Consider the following 18,522-nt stretch of genomic DNA (forward strand, 5'->3'; position numbering starts at 1 on the left):
CCTTTCAGATATTTTAGTTATTATAAAAATATTTATAAATTATACTATATTACCAATTATACCCTGTTCCCAACTTAAACACATACTTACCATATGATTTTTGATACACGTTTGCATCAAGGTTTAAATTAATATATATTTTTTCAGTAGGTTTAAATTCAAACCCTGTTTTTATATTAACTCTCCAATCATCTTTAAAACTATTTACTATTTTTTTTCCTTTATTAGAAATCTCATACATAGCCCAGTTATATTCAACATTAGCCTTAGTAAAGAAATCTACATATTTATGCTCTAATTTAATTCCTGTTTCATAGTACACACTAACAGGATTTTTATGTGATATTGTATATTCACTTTCTGCATTTTTCATAGTTTCAGTTAACATAGGATTTAACTTATACCCAATTTTATTTAAGTAATGAATGTATAGGTTATTATTTATATTAAACTTTGGATTTATCCCTATATTTAATGAATTATTTAAATATATTAAAGTATCATTTTTAGAACTATTATTTACAACTACAGTATTTATTCCTAATCCTAAATCAATATCAAATAAATTATACTTAACCCCTAACTTAGGAACAAGCCCTATAGAAACAAAAGTTTTAGTAAATTGTTCTTTTTTCTCCTCAACATCCGTAGTCAAACTACTTCCCAAAACTTTAAAATTAAAACCACCTGAAATTTTAAGTTTATTTACGTCACTAGATTTTTCAAAATTAATTTCTACTCCATTAAAATTGATTTTATTCTTGTATTCTGTACTATTAAACTTTAAATATTCCTTATTTATTTTTGTATAATTTACATAATTAGCTTCAATAATATTTCTATACTTCAACTCATTAGTTATATCATTAATTAAATATAGTTCATCAAACATATGCAACTTATTTAAAACATCAATTTTAACATTAGAATGTAACCTAAAAATATTATCTTCATCTTTTTTTAAAGAAAGTTCATAGACACTTTCATATTCTTGAAGGTTTAAAACTTTTACTTGCTTATTTTTAACTTTTACAAGATCCAATTTCTCATTATTATATATCAATCTATTTATTAAATTATCTTTAAGTTTAACTAAAACATCTACATCTTTATCTGCATTTTCAATTTCAAGTATTTTTTTATTCATTTCACTTAACTGAATGTTAATTCTACCATTATTTGAAGTATATTTATCTATTTTTAAACTCTTATCCCTAAGTACTATATTTCCAGAATTTCCGACAGATTTTAAATGATTATTTTTTAAGAAATATAAACTTGAATTCTTCGATACATTAATATCTGTATCTATTTTTTTACTATCATTACTATCTATTACTAAAACCGAATTATCTATTCCATTTCCAACATTTATTTTAGATAAAGAATTTGTTTTATCAAGTCCTTTTAATGTTACAATTCCATAATCTCCACCTAAATTTAAAGTTTTAATACTTGAATCTATAGATTTATCATCACTACCTATAGTAATATTTTTTCTACTTCCTATATATAAGTTAGGGTAATCTTTATAGCTTTTATCAATACTTGAAATATCTTTATCTAAAATTAAAAATCCTACTGAATTTTTATCTATTTTATTAAGTAAATTTCCTAAATTAGATCCATTATTTTCTACTTCAAAAATAGAATTATTTTTTATTGATACATTAACATTCCCCAAAGTTTTTTCATTATTAATCTTTAATCTTCCACCAGTAATTTCAATTTTACCTTCTAAACCTGAATTATCTTCATTTTTTAAATGTAATAATCCTGATGATTCTTTTATAGAATTAATCTTACCACTAAGTTTTGAATATATTGTAGCTATATTATTATTTTCAATATTTGCTCTAAAATTAACACTATTCGTATCATTATTTTTAAAATTAATACTTCCCTTGATTATAGTTTCATTAATTTCTTTTTCTGTTCTAGCTCCCTCATAAGGCTTGGGTATATTTTTTACAGTTCCTAAAAGAAGCATTTCTAAACTCGCATTTCCTTCTATGTTAATATTTGATTCTACCTTAGCTCCCCTATTAATTGATAATTTAGAACTATTTTTAACATTAATACTTTCAGATTTAAATTTAACTTCTCTATACTCATCTTTATACACCAAATTATTATATCCATGAACAATAGCATCTCTTTCAATTTTTACATGACCCTTTTCAATATCAAACTTTCCTTTAATATCTGTATTTTCACTTCTTATAGACCAACTAACATGATCATAATATGGGTTATACACTAAATCTAAGTTACCTTTAAAACTTCCCAAAAATACTCTATTTCCACCGCTCGTTTTAATAAGACCAAGAAATGTTTTACCTCCTTCTGAAATAAATTTAAATGTTGACTTTTTATCATTATTTTCATTTACTATATTAGCATTTTTATCCAAATGATAAATATCCTTAAAACTCAAATCAACTCCATTTAAATTTAAAGTCCCTCCCCTATGTCCAAACATTACATTATTATCATTAATCTGTTCTGCTTTATTTATAGTTAATTTAGCTCCTTGTGCCAATTTAATATTTTTAGCAGCATATCCACCTGTAGTTTTAAGTTCTGTTTCTCCTCCACCTAAATTTAAATCTCCTTCATTATTACCAGTATTTTTAATAACTAACTTCCCTTTACCTATTTTCCTAACTATATTTCCTCTATTAATCTTTAATTCATAATTTAAAGTTGCTCCTTTATATACAACAAAACCCGCAGTTGATAAACTACCACTACCTTTTAAAGTTGCATCTTGTTTAAATTCAAGTCTTGCTGATCCTGTATCTGTTGTACCATTTACATCAACAATCAATCCTTGTTTATCAAATATCTGATTTTTAACTTTAGTCATTTTTTCATCTAATCTCTCATATTGTGAAGTTATATTAAAAGAAATTTTATTATAATAATAATTATTTTTTATATTATTCTCATCAAAACTTCTAACCTCATCTCCAACTTTCAATTTTCCATTATCAAATTTTACGTTATCTTCTGTAATCTCTTTATCTGTTAAACTATCTTTCCACTTTTTATAAGCATATGGATTACTTAAAAGTTTAGATCTCTTTTCATATCCCAAATTTTTTCCAGCACTATTACTTGAAGCAATCAACCATTTTTTGTTAGCAGAATCCCATAAAAACAAAGGAGAACCACTATCTCCAGGTTTAGCTGCCGAATCAAGTGGAGTTTCAGCTTCTTTTTCTATTCTTAATTCTATAGTTTTATCTGTTCCAACTAAACCAAGTTGAAATTTATTTCTAACTCTATTTAATCCTCCAGCAAAATTACCATATTTAGCTGCATATTTTTCTGAACCAATATCTATAGCCTCAACATTAGTTCCAGCACCAACTCTTGCAAGTAAATCTCCTTTTTCAATTCTGTGCCAATCCCCTTCTGTTATACCCTCATTAACATGAGCATCAAAAGCTATCTTATTAGTTCTAACTAATAAATAGTCATCACCAATACCTAATCTATAATATCCTTCTATATTTTCAGAAAATTTTTCATATATATCTTGCTGATATGAACTCATATATCCATAATAAAGTTCTACATCTTTTCTTATATGCCTTTTAGAAAAAGTAAAGTGTCTTGGATTGTCAATATGTAATACACCGCTTAGAATCTGAGAATCTCCCCATAGTGCAAAATTTCCATCATCAATTACCCCATCAAAATTAGGTATAGGCTCCTTTATTACACCTGAGATAGTTCCATCTTTTTTATAAACTATAACGTTTTTTCTACCTATATCATACTTGCCACTATTCATTGCAAAATCTTCGTAATTAGTAATCCAATCTATATCGCTTCTACCAATATTTGAGATACTAATTTTACCTATTAGTATAAATAATAATAATTTATGCTTACAGTTCATAATTACCCTTTCAACCCTATTAATATTCATTAATTTACATAAACAAATAAATTATTTATCTATATCAAAAATAATATAAACGATAATTTGGATACTTTTATATCTGAGTTTAATTATATCTATAAAAATATAAAAAAGCAATATTTTATGATTTACATATTTATTACCAATTACATCCCATACCTAATTTAAATACATATTTAGCATATGATTTTTGATATAAATTTGCATCTATATCTAAATTTATATATATTTTTTCAGTTGGTTTAAGCTCAAATCCCGTCTTTATATTAATTCTCCAATCATCTTTAAAACTATTTTCTATACTTTGCCCATTATTAGAAATTTCATATCTAGAAAAATTATATTCAAAATTAGCTTTACTAAAAAAATCTACATATTTATGTTCTAATTTAACTCCTGTTTCATAATATATACTAATAGGATTTTTATGCAATATATTATAATTTTCTATTAGATTTTTAGTTTCTCCAATTAGTGCATTTATCTTATATCCAACTCTATTTAAATATCTTATATTAAAATCATTGTTTATCTTAAACTTAGGATTTATACCTACATTTAATGAATTATTTAAATACACTAAACTATCCTTATTATTTCTGTTATTTACTATTATTGTATTTAATCCTAATTCTAAATTAGCATCAATAAACTTATATTTTATTCCTAACTTAGGTACTGCCCCTATATTCACAAGTATTTTAGTAAATTGCTCTTTTTCTTTGACAGTCGTTATCAAACTAATTCCTAATATTTTGAAATTAAATCCACCTGAAAGCTTGAATTTACTCATATCATTAGCTTTCTCAAAGTTAATTTCTACACCATTAGAATGTAATTTATTTTTGTACTCTGTATTATTAAGTTTTAAATAATCTTTATCTATTTTATTATAACTTACATAATTTGCTTCAATAACATTTCTATATTTTAATTCATTACCCATATCATTAATTAAATCCAATTCATTAAACATGTACATCTTATTTAACACATTAATTTTAACCATAGAATATATTTTAAAAATATCATCAGTGTCTTTTTTTACATCAAGTTCATAAACACTCTCATATTTTTCAAGATTCGTAATTTTTAAATTATGATTTGCAATTTTTGCAACATTTAGCTTTTTGTCATCATGAATAATTTTATCCAATGTCTCCTTGCTAATATCAACTTTAGCATTTACATCTTTATCTGATTTTTCAATTTCAAGTAAATTTTTATTCATTTCATTTAACTTAATATTAAATTCACCACCATTTGAAGTATATTCAGCAATTTTTAAACTTTTATCTCCAACTAAAATATTTCCTGAATTTGTAATTAATTTAATATATATTTTATCTAAAACTTCTAAACTAGCATCTTTTTTAACCTCTATACTTGCATTTATCTTTTCAGTATAATTATTATTATTCTTATTATTTAGAAACAACTTACCTTCATCTACAGATACATTCTTAATAGAATTTAAACTATTTGCATTTAAACTTAATTTAGAATTTCCTAATTTAATTAATAATTTATCTCCTTTATTTTCAAATGATTTATCACTTAAATCAATATCTTTACTGCTATTAATCTTAATATTACCACCAGAACCTATAACATATTTAGAAATACTAGCCTTATTATTAAAGTTAAGTAAAACATCACCTTTTTGTGATTCAACTGTACCTTTAAATTCTTCTACATTATTTAAAATTAGTTGACTATCATTTTTGTTATAAATAACTTTATCTCCTGTTATCTTATTATTAACCACACCATTTTTAAGATTTAATACTAAATTAGCACTATTTAAATTAATAGACCCTTTAAATTTAGATATTTCTTTATTTATCTCTAATTCACTAGTTTCATTATCATCTGAACTAGATATATTTAATTTTCCATTTTCATTTCCAATTAATTCTTGATTTAAAGTTGTATAATTATCTAATTTTAAATCAAGTTCACTATTTAATTCTAAATTACCAGTATTATTTAAATTTTTATAATTAATAGTAACTTTAGACCCTCTTTGCACAAAATCTCCTGAACCTGTTATAGTAGACTTAATTTCACTTTGATTTATAAAATCCGCAACTAATTTAGTTTTATTCTTTAAGTTATATTTACTATCTGAATTATTAAATATTTCTTTTTTAATAGTTAAAGTTCCCTCATCAACATCAAACTCTTTAATATTTTTAGTTTCTATGTCATTAATAGTAAGATTTTTTGAACCTTTTTTAACTATTTTAGAACTACCTTTTTCACTACCTTCTATATTCATCTTATCCATTATTGAATCTTCATCAGCTTTAAAAATAATATTCTTATTATCCTTTAATAATATTTTACCATTAGTTGTAAGCCCGTCTTTACCTATTAATAATACATCTCCCTTACTACTAATTTCTCCTGTAAATTCTTTAATGTTTTTAAATCCTATTGATTTACTAGAAATATTGGCGTATTTACCACTAATAAACTTATACTCTAGTATTCTATCTTCTTCATTTTCTGAATTAATATCAAATTTAAATTCTTTATCTTTAGAATTTTCTTTTACTTCTATACTTCCAGTAAAATCTTTGAATTTATTCTTTATAGTTATATTACCTTTATTAGTTTGCTCAAAGATTAACTTCCCTTTTCCTTTAATATTAGAATTCACAATAAAAGCGTTGTCATTTTTATCATTTAATGATAAAGTTAAAGAAGCATTTTCCTTAATATCTATTGTATTCTTTAAATTTGTTGATGCAATAATATTATTTTCTCTAAAATTAGTTATCTTAGAATTACCCTTTACCTCAACATCAACTGCTTGACCAGTATTTGAATAACTTCCTATACTCTTGTAATCTTTTAATATCAAATATGAATTATTTAATGTAATTTTTGAAATACTTTTACTATATAAAATCTCATTAACATTTTTTTCATATAAAGCTTCATTTCTTGAACCTTCTTCATAATAAGTTGAATTATCAAGTATTACCTCTCCATTATTCTTAACATTTTCATAAATATCAGCATTTTCTACAATTTGATTTTTTAATGTAAGTTTATTTCCATCTAAATTAATTTCGCTATATGTAACTTTACTTTTATTTTCATTCTCAGTTCCCTCAACAACTAAGTCCTTATTTAATGTTAATTTAGAAAAATTAGTAGCTTTACTATCCTTTCCTTTATCTGTTGGTGAATTAACCTTTATAATCCCACCATTTGCAGTAATTTCTGAACTAATTTGATATGTTTTAGTATTTAATACTGTACCATCTTCTATATGTACATTAGCATTTTTTAAAGATTTTGAATTATAATAATTTAATTGTCCCTCTTTAATCCAAATATTAACTTTATTATCCTCACTAAATTTATTATCTTCATTAGTAAATTCTATAGCTGATTTACCCTTTTTCTCTATATTAATATTACCTACTAATTTATTATTAAATGTTAAATTACTATTTTCAGTATACACTTTTAAAGTAGAATATTTTTCATTTTTATTTATTATACTTCCAGCTTTATTATTATTAGAATCTATTTTAACTTCTAAATCTTTACCATTTAAATCTAATATTCCACCATCTTTAACCAATACATTATTATTTACACCCAAAGCCTTATCACTACCTAATTTTAAAGTAATATTACCTTCATTTTTACTTTCTTTATTACCTGTAATAGTAATATTTCCTTTGTAGTTTTCTGAATTTTGTTTAAGTTCAACTTCTCCACCTGAAAAATATTGAGCATCTACAACTAATTCCTTATTTTTAAGTTCATGATTAATTCCTAGTTTTCCCTCACCAGAGAAATAATATTTACTATTGCTAGATTTATCTTTAGTTAAAGTTACTTCTTTATTTTTAGCTACTCCTAAAGCTAATTTATCATTATTTTCTATATTATCTGAATCATTTTCTAAATATAGAACTCCCTCTGAATTATCGTTTAAAATAGAATTATGTTTACTATCTATACTAGCACCATAACCTAAATTAATAATTTTACTATTACTACTTTCATTTTTATTAATTTTTAAATTTATTCCTTTTTTTACATCTATATCTAATTTACTATTATCAGTCCCTATTTTATCTATTACTACATTTCCTCTATTTTTTCCATCTCCTGCATTTATTTTAGATATGCTTTTTGATTTATCAAGACCTTTTAAGGTTACAGTTCCATTATCTCCACCTAAGTTTAAAGTACTAATACTTGAATCTATTTCTTTATCTTCACTTCCTATAGTAATATCTTTACTACTTCCTAAATAAAGATTTGAATATTCTTTATACTTAGTATCAATACTTTTGATATCTTTACCTAAACTTAAAACTCCTTTTGAATTTTTATCTATTTTATCAAGTAAATTATTTAATCCATCTCCATTATTTTCTATTTCAAGTACAGAACTATTTTTCAATAATGTTTTAGCACTTCCTAAAGTTTCCTCTTTTTTAATTTTTAATTTTCCACCCTCAACATCAATACTTCCTTTTAATTCTGAATTATTTTCATTTTCTAAGTATAATAATCCTGAACCTTTTTTTATTGCCTTAATATTTCCTTTAAGATTTGCTTTCATTGTAGAGGAATGATTATTTTCAATATTTGCTTTAAAGTTGTAATCATCCGTAGTTTTACCAGTATCACTTTTATTATTAACTTTAAAATCAATAGTTCCTTTAATTACAGTTTCATTAATTTCTTTTTCTGTTTTAGCATAAGAATATGGAGTAGGTCTATCTACAACTTTTCCTAACAAATTCATTTCTAATGTAGATTTTTCTTCAACATTAATTTCTGAATCAACCTCAGTTGCTCTACCGACTGACAATGTTGATGAATTTTTAATATTAATAGTTTTTGATTTAAATTTAGTTTCTCTGTATTCATCTTCGTAAACTACAATGTTTTCAGACTTTGTATCATCAGAGCCATGTATAACATTATCTCCCTCAATTTTTACATAACCCTTTTCAATATCAAATTTACCAGTAATATCTGTATTTTCACTTCTTATTGACCATTCACTTTTATTCTCACTGCTTTTATCATTATCAACAACTTTATACACTAAATCTAAATCACCTTTAAAACTCCCTAAAAATACTCTTTTACCATTTTTAGGGGCAAATGTAAATGTTGCCTTTTTATCGTCTTTGCCTTTATTTTCATTCACTATTTTAGCATCTTTATCCATATGATAAATATCTTTAAACTCTAAATTATTTCCATTTAAATTTAAAGTTCCACCTCTATGTCCAAACATTACATTACTATCTTTTATTTGATTTGAATTAGTTATTGTAAGTTTTGCACCTTGTGCTAATCTAATATTTTCAGCAACTGGTCCATCATTATTTTTAAGTTCTGTTTCTCCACCACCTAAATTTAAATTTTCTATATTATTACTACTTTTAATAACTAATTTACCCTCGCCTATTTTTCTAACAGTTATCTTTTTAGAATTATCTTTATTAGACGATATTTCATATGTTAAAGTCTTATCTTTATGCACAACAAAACCAGCAGTTTCTAATGTCCCGCTGCCTTTCAAAGTTGTATCTTCTTTAAATTCTAATCTTGCTGCATGAGTATTTGTATCTCCCTCTACTTTAACCTCTAAATCTTTTTTATTAAATATTTGATTTTTAGTACTACTTTTTCCATTAATATCTATATTTTCTTTGAGACTAAATTTTCTTTCCTCACCATCAACTTTTAAAACTCCATTTTCAAATTTTACATCATCTTTTGTCTCTCCTGTAATTTCTTTATCTGTTATATTTTTTTTTAAATTTTCATATGAAAAATGATGAGCTAAATAGTATAGTTTTCTACCATATCCTCCTATCGCATCCCCTCTACTAAGGCTTCCTGCTATAAGCCATTTTTTATTTTCATCATCCCACCAAAAAAGTGGAGAACCACTATCTCCTTTTTTCGCTCCTGAATCAAGAGGTGTTTTAGAACTTTTCTCTAAAGATATTTGTACATCTTGACCTAGTCCCGTTCTTTTGCTACCAGTTATCTTATTTAATCCCCCAGCAAAATGTTGCATTTTATCTGAATCCTTTTCTTTTCCATTATCAACAGCTACTCTATTTAATCCTCTACCAACTCTTGCTACTAAATCTCCAGATTTTATATTATTCCACTGTTCTTTAGTTACTCCCTCTGTAATATATGCATCAAAAGCTATTCTATCCGTTCTTAATAACGCATAATCATACTCAACTTGTTGTCTATGAGCTACCTCAATACTTTCAGAAAATTTTGTATATTTATTATCTAAACTTAATTTTTTATATCCTTCAAAAAGTTCTACATCATTTCTAAAATGTCTTTTTGAAAAAGTAAATTTATCTGGTGGAGTAACATGATATACACCTGATAAAATTTGAGAATCTCCCCATAATGCAAAGTTTCCTGTGTCAACTACACCATCAAAATTAGGAATAGATTTATCTATTGTGCCAGATTCTGTTCCATCTTTTTTATAAACCTTAACACCTGTTCTACCAATAAAGTATTTCCCTCTATTCATTGAAAAATCTTCATAATTTTCCCAATTAATATCATGTCTAGCTAAATTTGAAATTCCAATTTCACCAGTTAATATCAGTATTAATAATAAATTATATTTATAGCTCATAACTATCCTTTCAACACCGCTAATAACTTAATATTATATTTAACAAATAAATTATCTAACTTTAATTTTAAATTATAATTAATACACTCTTATTTTCTCACAATAATTGTATACTTATATTTTAAAAAAATCAATGATTATAGAAAAAAAAGAAAGAATAATCCTCTCCTTTATTACCAATTATATCCCATACCTAATTTAAATACATATCTACCATATGATTTTTGATAAACATTTGCATCAAAGTCTAAATTAATAAATAGCTTTTCTGTTGGTTTAAATTCAAAACCTGTCTTTACATTTACTCTCCAGTCATCTTTAAAAGTATTTTCTACACTTTTACCCTTATTAGAAATTTCATAACTAGACCAATTATACTCAACATTAGCCTTAGTAAAAAAATTTACATATTTATATTCTAATTTAATTCCTGTCTCATAATACAAACTAATTGGTTTTTTATGTGATACTTTATAATTCTTTAATGAATATTTAACAGTTTCACTTAACATAGGATTAGTTCTATATCCAAATTTATTTAGATATATAATATTAATATCATTTTTTAAATTAAATTTAGGATTTATTCCTATATTTAATGAATTATTTAAATATACCAAGGTGTCGTTTTTATCTTCATTATTTAAAACTATTGTATTTAAACCTAGTCCTAAATTAATATCAAAAAACCTATACTTTAGACCAAATTTAGGTACTAACATTATAGATACAAAACTCTTACCAATTGATTCTTTCTTCTTAACATCACTAGTTACATTACTTTCTAGTACATTAAAACTAAATCCATTTGAAAATTTAAACGTATTTAAAGTATCAGCTTTTTCAAAATTAATTTCAACTCCATTAGTAAAAATTTTATTTTTATACTCTCTATAGTTTATTTTAAAATAATTTTTATCTATTTTATTATAGTTTACATAATTAACCTCAATAATATTTCTGTATCTTAAATCACTATTAATATTATTAATTAAATCTATTTCATTAAATACATATAGTTTATTTAATACATCACTTTTAATCATAGAATACATTCTAATAATATCATCTGTTCCCTTTTCAGTATCAAGCTCATAAACACTATCATATTCTCTAAGATTTAAAACATTAATATCATACTTCTTAACTTTAGCTATATTTATTTTTTCTAAATCATTAATCATTTTATTTATTAATTCATTTTTAAGCTTAACTGTAATATCTACATCTTTATCTGTTTCTTCAATTTCAAGTAATTTCTTATTTTCTTCATTTAAATGTATATCAAATCTACCACCATTTGAATTATACTTAGATATCTTTAAATTCTTATCAAATAAATTAATAATTCCAGAATTCCTTACTGATTTTAAATGTGTATCATCAGAAAAATCTGCAATTGAATTCTTAGCAATATTAATATCTGATTCTATTTTTTTACTATTACCACTATTTATTATTACAGTTCCTTTACTTACACCATTACCTATATTTATTTTAGTTACATGTTTTGATCTATCAAGACCTTTTAAGGTTACAGTTCCATTATCTCCACCTAAGTTTAAAGTACTAATACTTGAATCTATTTCTTTATCTTCACTTCCTATAGTAATATCTTTACTACTTCCTAAATAAAGATTTGAATATTCCATATACTTTTTATCAATACTTGTAATACTTTTCCCTAAACTTAAAATTCCTTGTGAATCCTTATCTATTTTATAAAGTAAATTATCTAATTTATCTTCATTATTTTCTACTTCAAGTACAGCTTTAGAATCTATTTTTGTTTTAATATTACCTAATGTCTCTTCTTTATTAACCTTTAATTTACCACCCTCAATATCAATTTTACCTTTTAATTCACTATTATTTTCATTTTTAAAATAAAGTAAACCCTCACCTTTTTTTATAGCTTTAATTTCTCCTTTAAGGTTTCCATCTATTACAGCCATATTATTATTTTCAATATTTGCTTTAAAATTAATTACAGCACTTGATTTAAAATTAATATCACCCTTAATTAATGTCTGATTAATATCTTTTTCTGTCTTCGCATTAGCATATGGTATAGCTCTATTTTTTACAGTGCCTAAAAGATTCATTTCTAAAATAGAACTATCATTAACATTAATTTTAGATTGCAATTTTACTGATCTATTTATTGATAATGTTGAAGAATTTTTAATATTAATAGACTCTGATTTAAACTTAGCCTCTTTATATTCATCTTCATATACAACATTATTATAGCCATGTACTACATTATCTCCATCAATTCTTACTTTACCATTTTCTATATCAAACTTACCTTTAATATCTGTGTATTCACTTCTTATTGACCATTCACTATTACTATCTTTACCTTCATACACTAAGTTTAAATTATTCTTAAAACTACCCAAAAATACTCTTTTACCACTACTGGGTTTAAATATAAAGGTCGATTGTTTATCCTTATTGTCATTTCCTATCTTTGCATCTTTATCCATATGATAAATATCTTTAAATTCTAAATTTTGTCCATTTAAATTTAAAGTCCCACCCCTATGTCCAAATACTACATTATCATCATTAAGTTGGTCTGATCTATTTATTGTAAGCTTTGCTCCTTGTGCCAATCTAATTACTGAAGCTGCAACACCAGATGTGTTTTCAAGTACTGTTTCTCCCAATATTTCAGCTGCAGATAATATGATAACTGCAACACCAGATGTGTTTTCAAGTACTGTTTCTCCTCCGCCTAAATTTAGTTCTCCATAATTTCTACCATCAGTTTTAATAATTAGTTTACCTTCTCCTATTTTTCTAATTATATTTTTTTCTCCAAAATGTAATTTATATGTTAAAGTTGCACCTTTATGCACAACAAAACCGGCAGTTGATAAACTACCACTACCTTTTAATGTTGTATCTTGCTTAAATTCAAGTCTTGCTGATCCTGTATCTGTATTACCACTTACATCAATATTCAATCCTTTCTTATTAAATACTTGATTTTTAACACTAATAATTTTAGTATCTATATTATCTTCATACTTATTTACTCTACTACCTATATAGTTTTTCTTTCCTTTACTTCCCTGTTCAACAAAACTTCTTTCTTTATCTCCAACTTTTAATTTACCAGAAACAAATTCAACATTTGATTCATTTGTAATTTCCTCATCTGTTAATGATTTTATCCATTTTTCATAAAATTTTGGATTACTTAAAAGATGTGAACTTTTTCCATATCCTTTACCATTTCCACCACTATTACTTGAAGCAATTAACCACTTCTTTTTTTCCTTGTCCCACCAAAAAAGTGGTGAACCACTATCACCAGGTTTAGTCCCTGAATCAAGAGCAGTTTTAGCATATCTTTCTATACTAATGTATATTATCTGATCAATTCCATCTTTACTTTCTTTCCATTTAGCACTAATCTTATTAAGTCCTCCAGCAAATTGCCAAAGTGGTGCTACATACTCTTCCAAATTATTACCAATCGCTACACGGTTATATCCTGCACCAACCCTTGCAACTATATCTTCAGCCTTAATTTTCTCCCAATCATCTTGTGTTATACCCTCTGTAACATAGGCATCAAAAGCTATTTTATCAGTTCTAATCAATGAATAATCTTTACCTATATCTAATCTATAGTTTGTTTGAATTTTCTCAGAAAACTTTCTGTATTTTTCATCAGAACTTGAAGCTTTATATCCATCATAAAGTTCTACATCATTTCTTAAATGTCTTTTAGAAAAAGTAAAGTTATCTGGTGTTTTAATATGTGTAACTCCTGATAATATCTGTGAATCACCCCATAAAGCAAAATTACCTTTATCAACTACTCCATCAAAATTAGGTATAGGTTGTTCTATTTTTCCTGACATTGATCCATTCTTTTTATACACAATAACATTTTGTTGTCCTATAGAATACTTACCATTATTCATTGCAAAATCTTCATAATTTTCCCAATCTATATCGTGTCTACCTAAATTTGAAAAGATAATTCTATTAGTAAATAAAAGTATTAATAATAGCTTAAACTTATATTCCATAATTATCCTACCAATTATATCCCATACCTGTTTTAAATATATATCTACCATATGATTTTTGATATACGTTTGCTTCAAAATCTAAATTAATATATAAGTTTTGTGTTGGTTTAAATTCAAATCCCATATTTATATTAACTCTCCAATCATCTTTAAAACTATTTTCTATACTTCTTCCTTTATTAGATATCTTATAACTAGAAAAGTTATACTCTACATTACCTTTTGTATAGAAATCTACATATTTATGTTCTAATCTAAGTCCTGTCTCATAATATAAATTAATTGGGACTTTATGTAATATTTCATAATCTCCTGTTGTATTGTCTTTAGAAATTTTTTTACTTAAGATAGGATTTGCTCTATATCCAAATCTATTTAAATATTTAATATCAACATCATCACTTATCTTAAACTTAGGATTTATTCCTACATTTAAAGAATTATTTAAATAAGATAATGTATCATTCTTATCATTATTATTAACTATTGAGAAATTTAACCCAAGTCCTAAATTAATATCAAAAATTCCATATTTTAATCCTAATCTAGGTATAAATCCAACGGATACAAAGTTCTTATTAACTGCATTTTTAGATTTAACCTCAGTATTTAATTTACTTCCTAATACTTTAAAATTAAATCCACCTGAAATTATAACCTTATCAAAGTTATCAGTTTTTTCAAAATTAAGTTCTGCTCCATTAGTAGAAATACTATTCTTATACTCTGTATTTTCTATTTTAGAATAATTTTTATCTATTTTATTATAGTTAATATAGTTAGCTTCAATAGTTCTTCTATATTTTAGTTCATAATTAATATTATTAATTAAATCTAATTCATTAAATATGTATAAATCATTTATTACTTCTTCTTTAACTGTAGAAGTTAAAGATTGAGTTCCATCTTCACTTCCTTCTAATTCAATTCTATAAACACTATCATATTGTTCAAGATTTAAAACTTTAAATTTACGTTCTTTAATCTTAGCTATATCTAATTTTTCTTTATTCTCAAATAATTTATCTATTACTTTCTTTTCAAGTTTAAGCGATGCTTCAACATCCTTATCTGTCTTTTCTATTTCAAGAATCTTACTTTTATATTCAGTTAAATGAATATTAATCTTACCATTTTTTGATTTATACTCTTCTATCTTTAAACTTCTATCTTTTAATAAGATCTCACCAGAGTTTTCTATCTTTTTTAGCTCTGCATCATTTGAAAATTTTAAAATCGATTTTGATCTAACATTAACTTCAGCATTTATTTCATGATCTGAATTATTTATATCAACAATTCCAGCATTTTTTCCATTACCTATATTTAAACTAGATATTTTTTGCTTTTTATTAAGACCATTTAAGGTTACAGTATTATTATTAGCATCTAAATTCAAGGTTTGAATATCTTCAGATATGTCATTTATATTAATATCTTTAGTAGCACTTAGATATAGTTTTGAAAATTCTTTATATCTACTATCAAGTTTTGAAATATCTCCATTTAAATTTAAAGTACCCTCTGATTTACTATCTATTTTATCAAGTAAAGAACCTAAATTATAATTATTATCATCTACTTCAAGTATAGAACCATTTTTCAATAATGCCTTAGCATTACCTAAAGTATTTGAGCTTTTAATCTTTAATTTACCCTCTGTAACTTCAATGCTACCCTTTAAATCTTTATTATTGTCATTCCTTAAGTAAAGTAATCCTTTGCCTTCTTTTATTCCCTTAACTTCTCCTTTAAGTTCTGCTTCTATAACAGCCTCATGATTATTTTCTATCTTTGCCTTAAAATTAGTATTCACACTATTTTTATCTTCTGAACCGTTCTTAAACTCAACAGTTCCCTTAATCAAAGTTCTATTAATTTCTTCTTCTTTTTTAGCAGCCTCATAAGGAATTTGTCTATCTGTAACAACTTTTCCTAATAGATTTAGTTCCAAGATCGCACCTTTTTCAACATTAATTTTTGATTCAACTTCTGCTGCTCTACTTACTGATAATGTCGATGAACTCTTAATATTGATGTTTTTTGATTTAAATTTAGTTTCCCTATATTCATCTTCATGAATTATATTACCCTCTTTTTTTGTGTCATCAGATCCATGTATAACATTATCTCCCTCAATTTTTACTGTTCCTTTTTCAATATTAAAATCACCCTCAATATCTGTGCCCTGACTTCTTATTGACCATTCACTATTACTATCTTTACCTTCATAAATTAAATCTAAATTTCCTTTAAAACTTCCTAAAAATACTCTCTTACCACTACCAGGTTTAAATTTAAATGTTGATTTATTTTTTGTGTCTTTTTTGCTTTTATTATTTTTTTCTTCTTCATGATTCTCATTTTTATCATTTACTATATTTGCATCTTTATCCATATGATAAATATCTTTAAATTCTAAATTTTGTCCATTTAAATTTAAAGTCCCACCCCTATGTCCAAATACTACATTATTATCATTAAGTTGGTCTGCTCTATTTATTGTAAGCTTTGCTCCTTGTGCCAATCTAATTACTGAAGCTGCAACACCAGATATGTTTTCAAGTACTGTTTCCCCTCCGCCTAAATTTAGTTCTCCATAATTTCTACCATCAGTTTTAATAATTAGTTTACCTTCTCCTATTTTTCTAATTATATTTTTTTCTCCAAAATGTAATTTATATGTTAAAGTTGCATCTTTATGTACAACAAAACCGGCAGTAATTAATTCTCCATCTCCACTTAAGGTAGTGTCTTGTTTAAATTCTAATCTTGCATAATGTGTATTTATTTTATTATTTACTTTAACTTCCAAATCCTTTTTGTTAAATATTTGATTTTTTGTCTTATTTGTTCCTTTAACAACATCATCAACAGTTTCATTTTCTCTAAATTCTCTTTCCTCATTATCAACTTTTAATTTACCAGAAACAAATTCAACATTTGTTTCTGTTGTTATTTCTTTATCTGTAAGATTTTTCTTTAAATTATCATATACATGAGGAAGACTTAAAAGATATAGACGCTTACCATATCCACTTATAGTACCTCCACTATGACTTGCTGCCATAAACCATTTTTTCTTTTCTTCATCCCACCAGAAAAGCGGAGAACCACTGTCCCCTTTTTTAGTTCCTGTATCAAGAGGAGTCTTAGGATCTTGTGATAAAACTAATTGTATATTTCTCCAACCATAAGTTTTTTTACCTTCAACTTTATTTAAACCACCAGCAAAATGATGAAATTTTTCCTCAAAATTATAATCTACTCCATAATCAGTAGCTACTGCATTTAACCCTCTACCAACTCTTGCAACTAAATCTCCATATTTAATTTTATTCCATTGATCCTCTGTTACTCCATCTATCACATGAGCATCAAAAGCTATTCTATCAGTTCTTAATAAAGTATAATCTTTCTCAATTTTTTGTCTATAATTTGATTTAATATATTCAGAAAATTTTTCATATTTTTTATCTAATGACAATTCTTTATATCCTTCAAAAAGATCTACATCATTTCTAAAATGTCTTTTTGAAAAAGTAAATTTTTCTGGTGGAGTAACATGATACACTCCTGATAAAATTTGAGAATCTCCCCACAACGCAAAATTTCCTGTATCGACTACACTATCAAAATTAGGAATAGGTTTATCTATTTTTCCAGAAAGAGAACCATCTTTTTTATAGACTATTACATTCATTCTACCAATAGCGTATTTACCTCTATTCATTGAGAAATCTTCATAATCTTCCCAATCAATATCATGTCTAGCTAAATTTGAAAATATAATTTTATTGGTTAATAAAAGCATTAATAATAACTTGTATTTATAACTCATAATTTACCTTTCAACAACAATA

At 24.8% G+C, this 18,522-nt stretch carries 4 protein-coding genes; all 4 read right to left on the reverse strand.

The genetic code is table 11. The features are described 5' to 3' along the window. Positions 1-49: 49 nt before the first annotated feature. The 4 genes from BUE91_RS06345 to BUE91_RS06360 all read right to left on the reverse strand — a co-directional run bounded on the left by BUE91_RS06345 (position 50) and on the right by BUE91_RS06360 (position 18,500). The gene (locus BUE91_RS06345; RefSeq protein ID WP_073508317.1) at positions 50-3,910 is read right to left on the reverse strand and encodes a S6 family peptidase; all 3,861 of its coding nucleotides are present in this window, start codon (positions 3,908-3,910) and stop codon (positions 50-52) included. 163 nt (positions 3,911-4,073) lie between these two features. Then, positions 4,074-10,604 carry a S6 family peptidase gene (locus tag BUE91_RS06350; protein ID WP_073508318.1) on the reverse strand — a complete coding sequence of 2,177 codons (6,531 nt, stop codon included), beginning with the start codon at positions 10,602-10,604 and terminating at the stop codon, positions 4,074-4,076. 173 nt (positions 10,605-10,777) lie between these two features. After that, the gene (locus BUE91_RS06355) at positions 10,778-14,707 is read right to left on the reverse strand and encodes a S6 family peptidase (RefSeq protein WP_244889896.1); all 3,930 of its coding nucleotides are present in this window, start codon (positions 14,705-14,707) and stop codon (positions 10,778-10,780) included. Then, positions 14,664-18,500: a S6 family peptidase gene (locus BUE91_RS06360; protein ID WP_073508319.1), complete on the reverse strand. Its 3,837-nt coding sequence runs from the start codon at positions 18,498-18,500 to the stop codon at positions 14,664-14,666. Before BUE91_RS06360 ends, BUE91_RS06355 begins: the two co-directional genes overlap by 44 nt. Positions 18,501-18,522: the final 22 nt, after the last annotated feature.

Origin of the sequence: Streptobacillus notomytis, assembly GCF_001902585.1 — a bacterium.
GTDB classification, from domain to species: Bacteria; Fusobacteriota; Fusobacteriia; order Fusobacteriales; family Leptotrichiaceae; genus Streptobacillus; species Streptobacillus notomytis.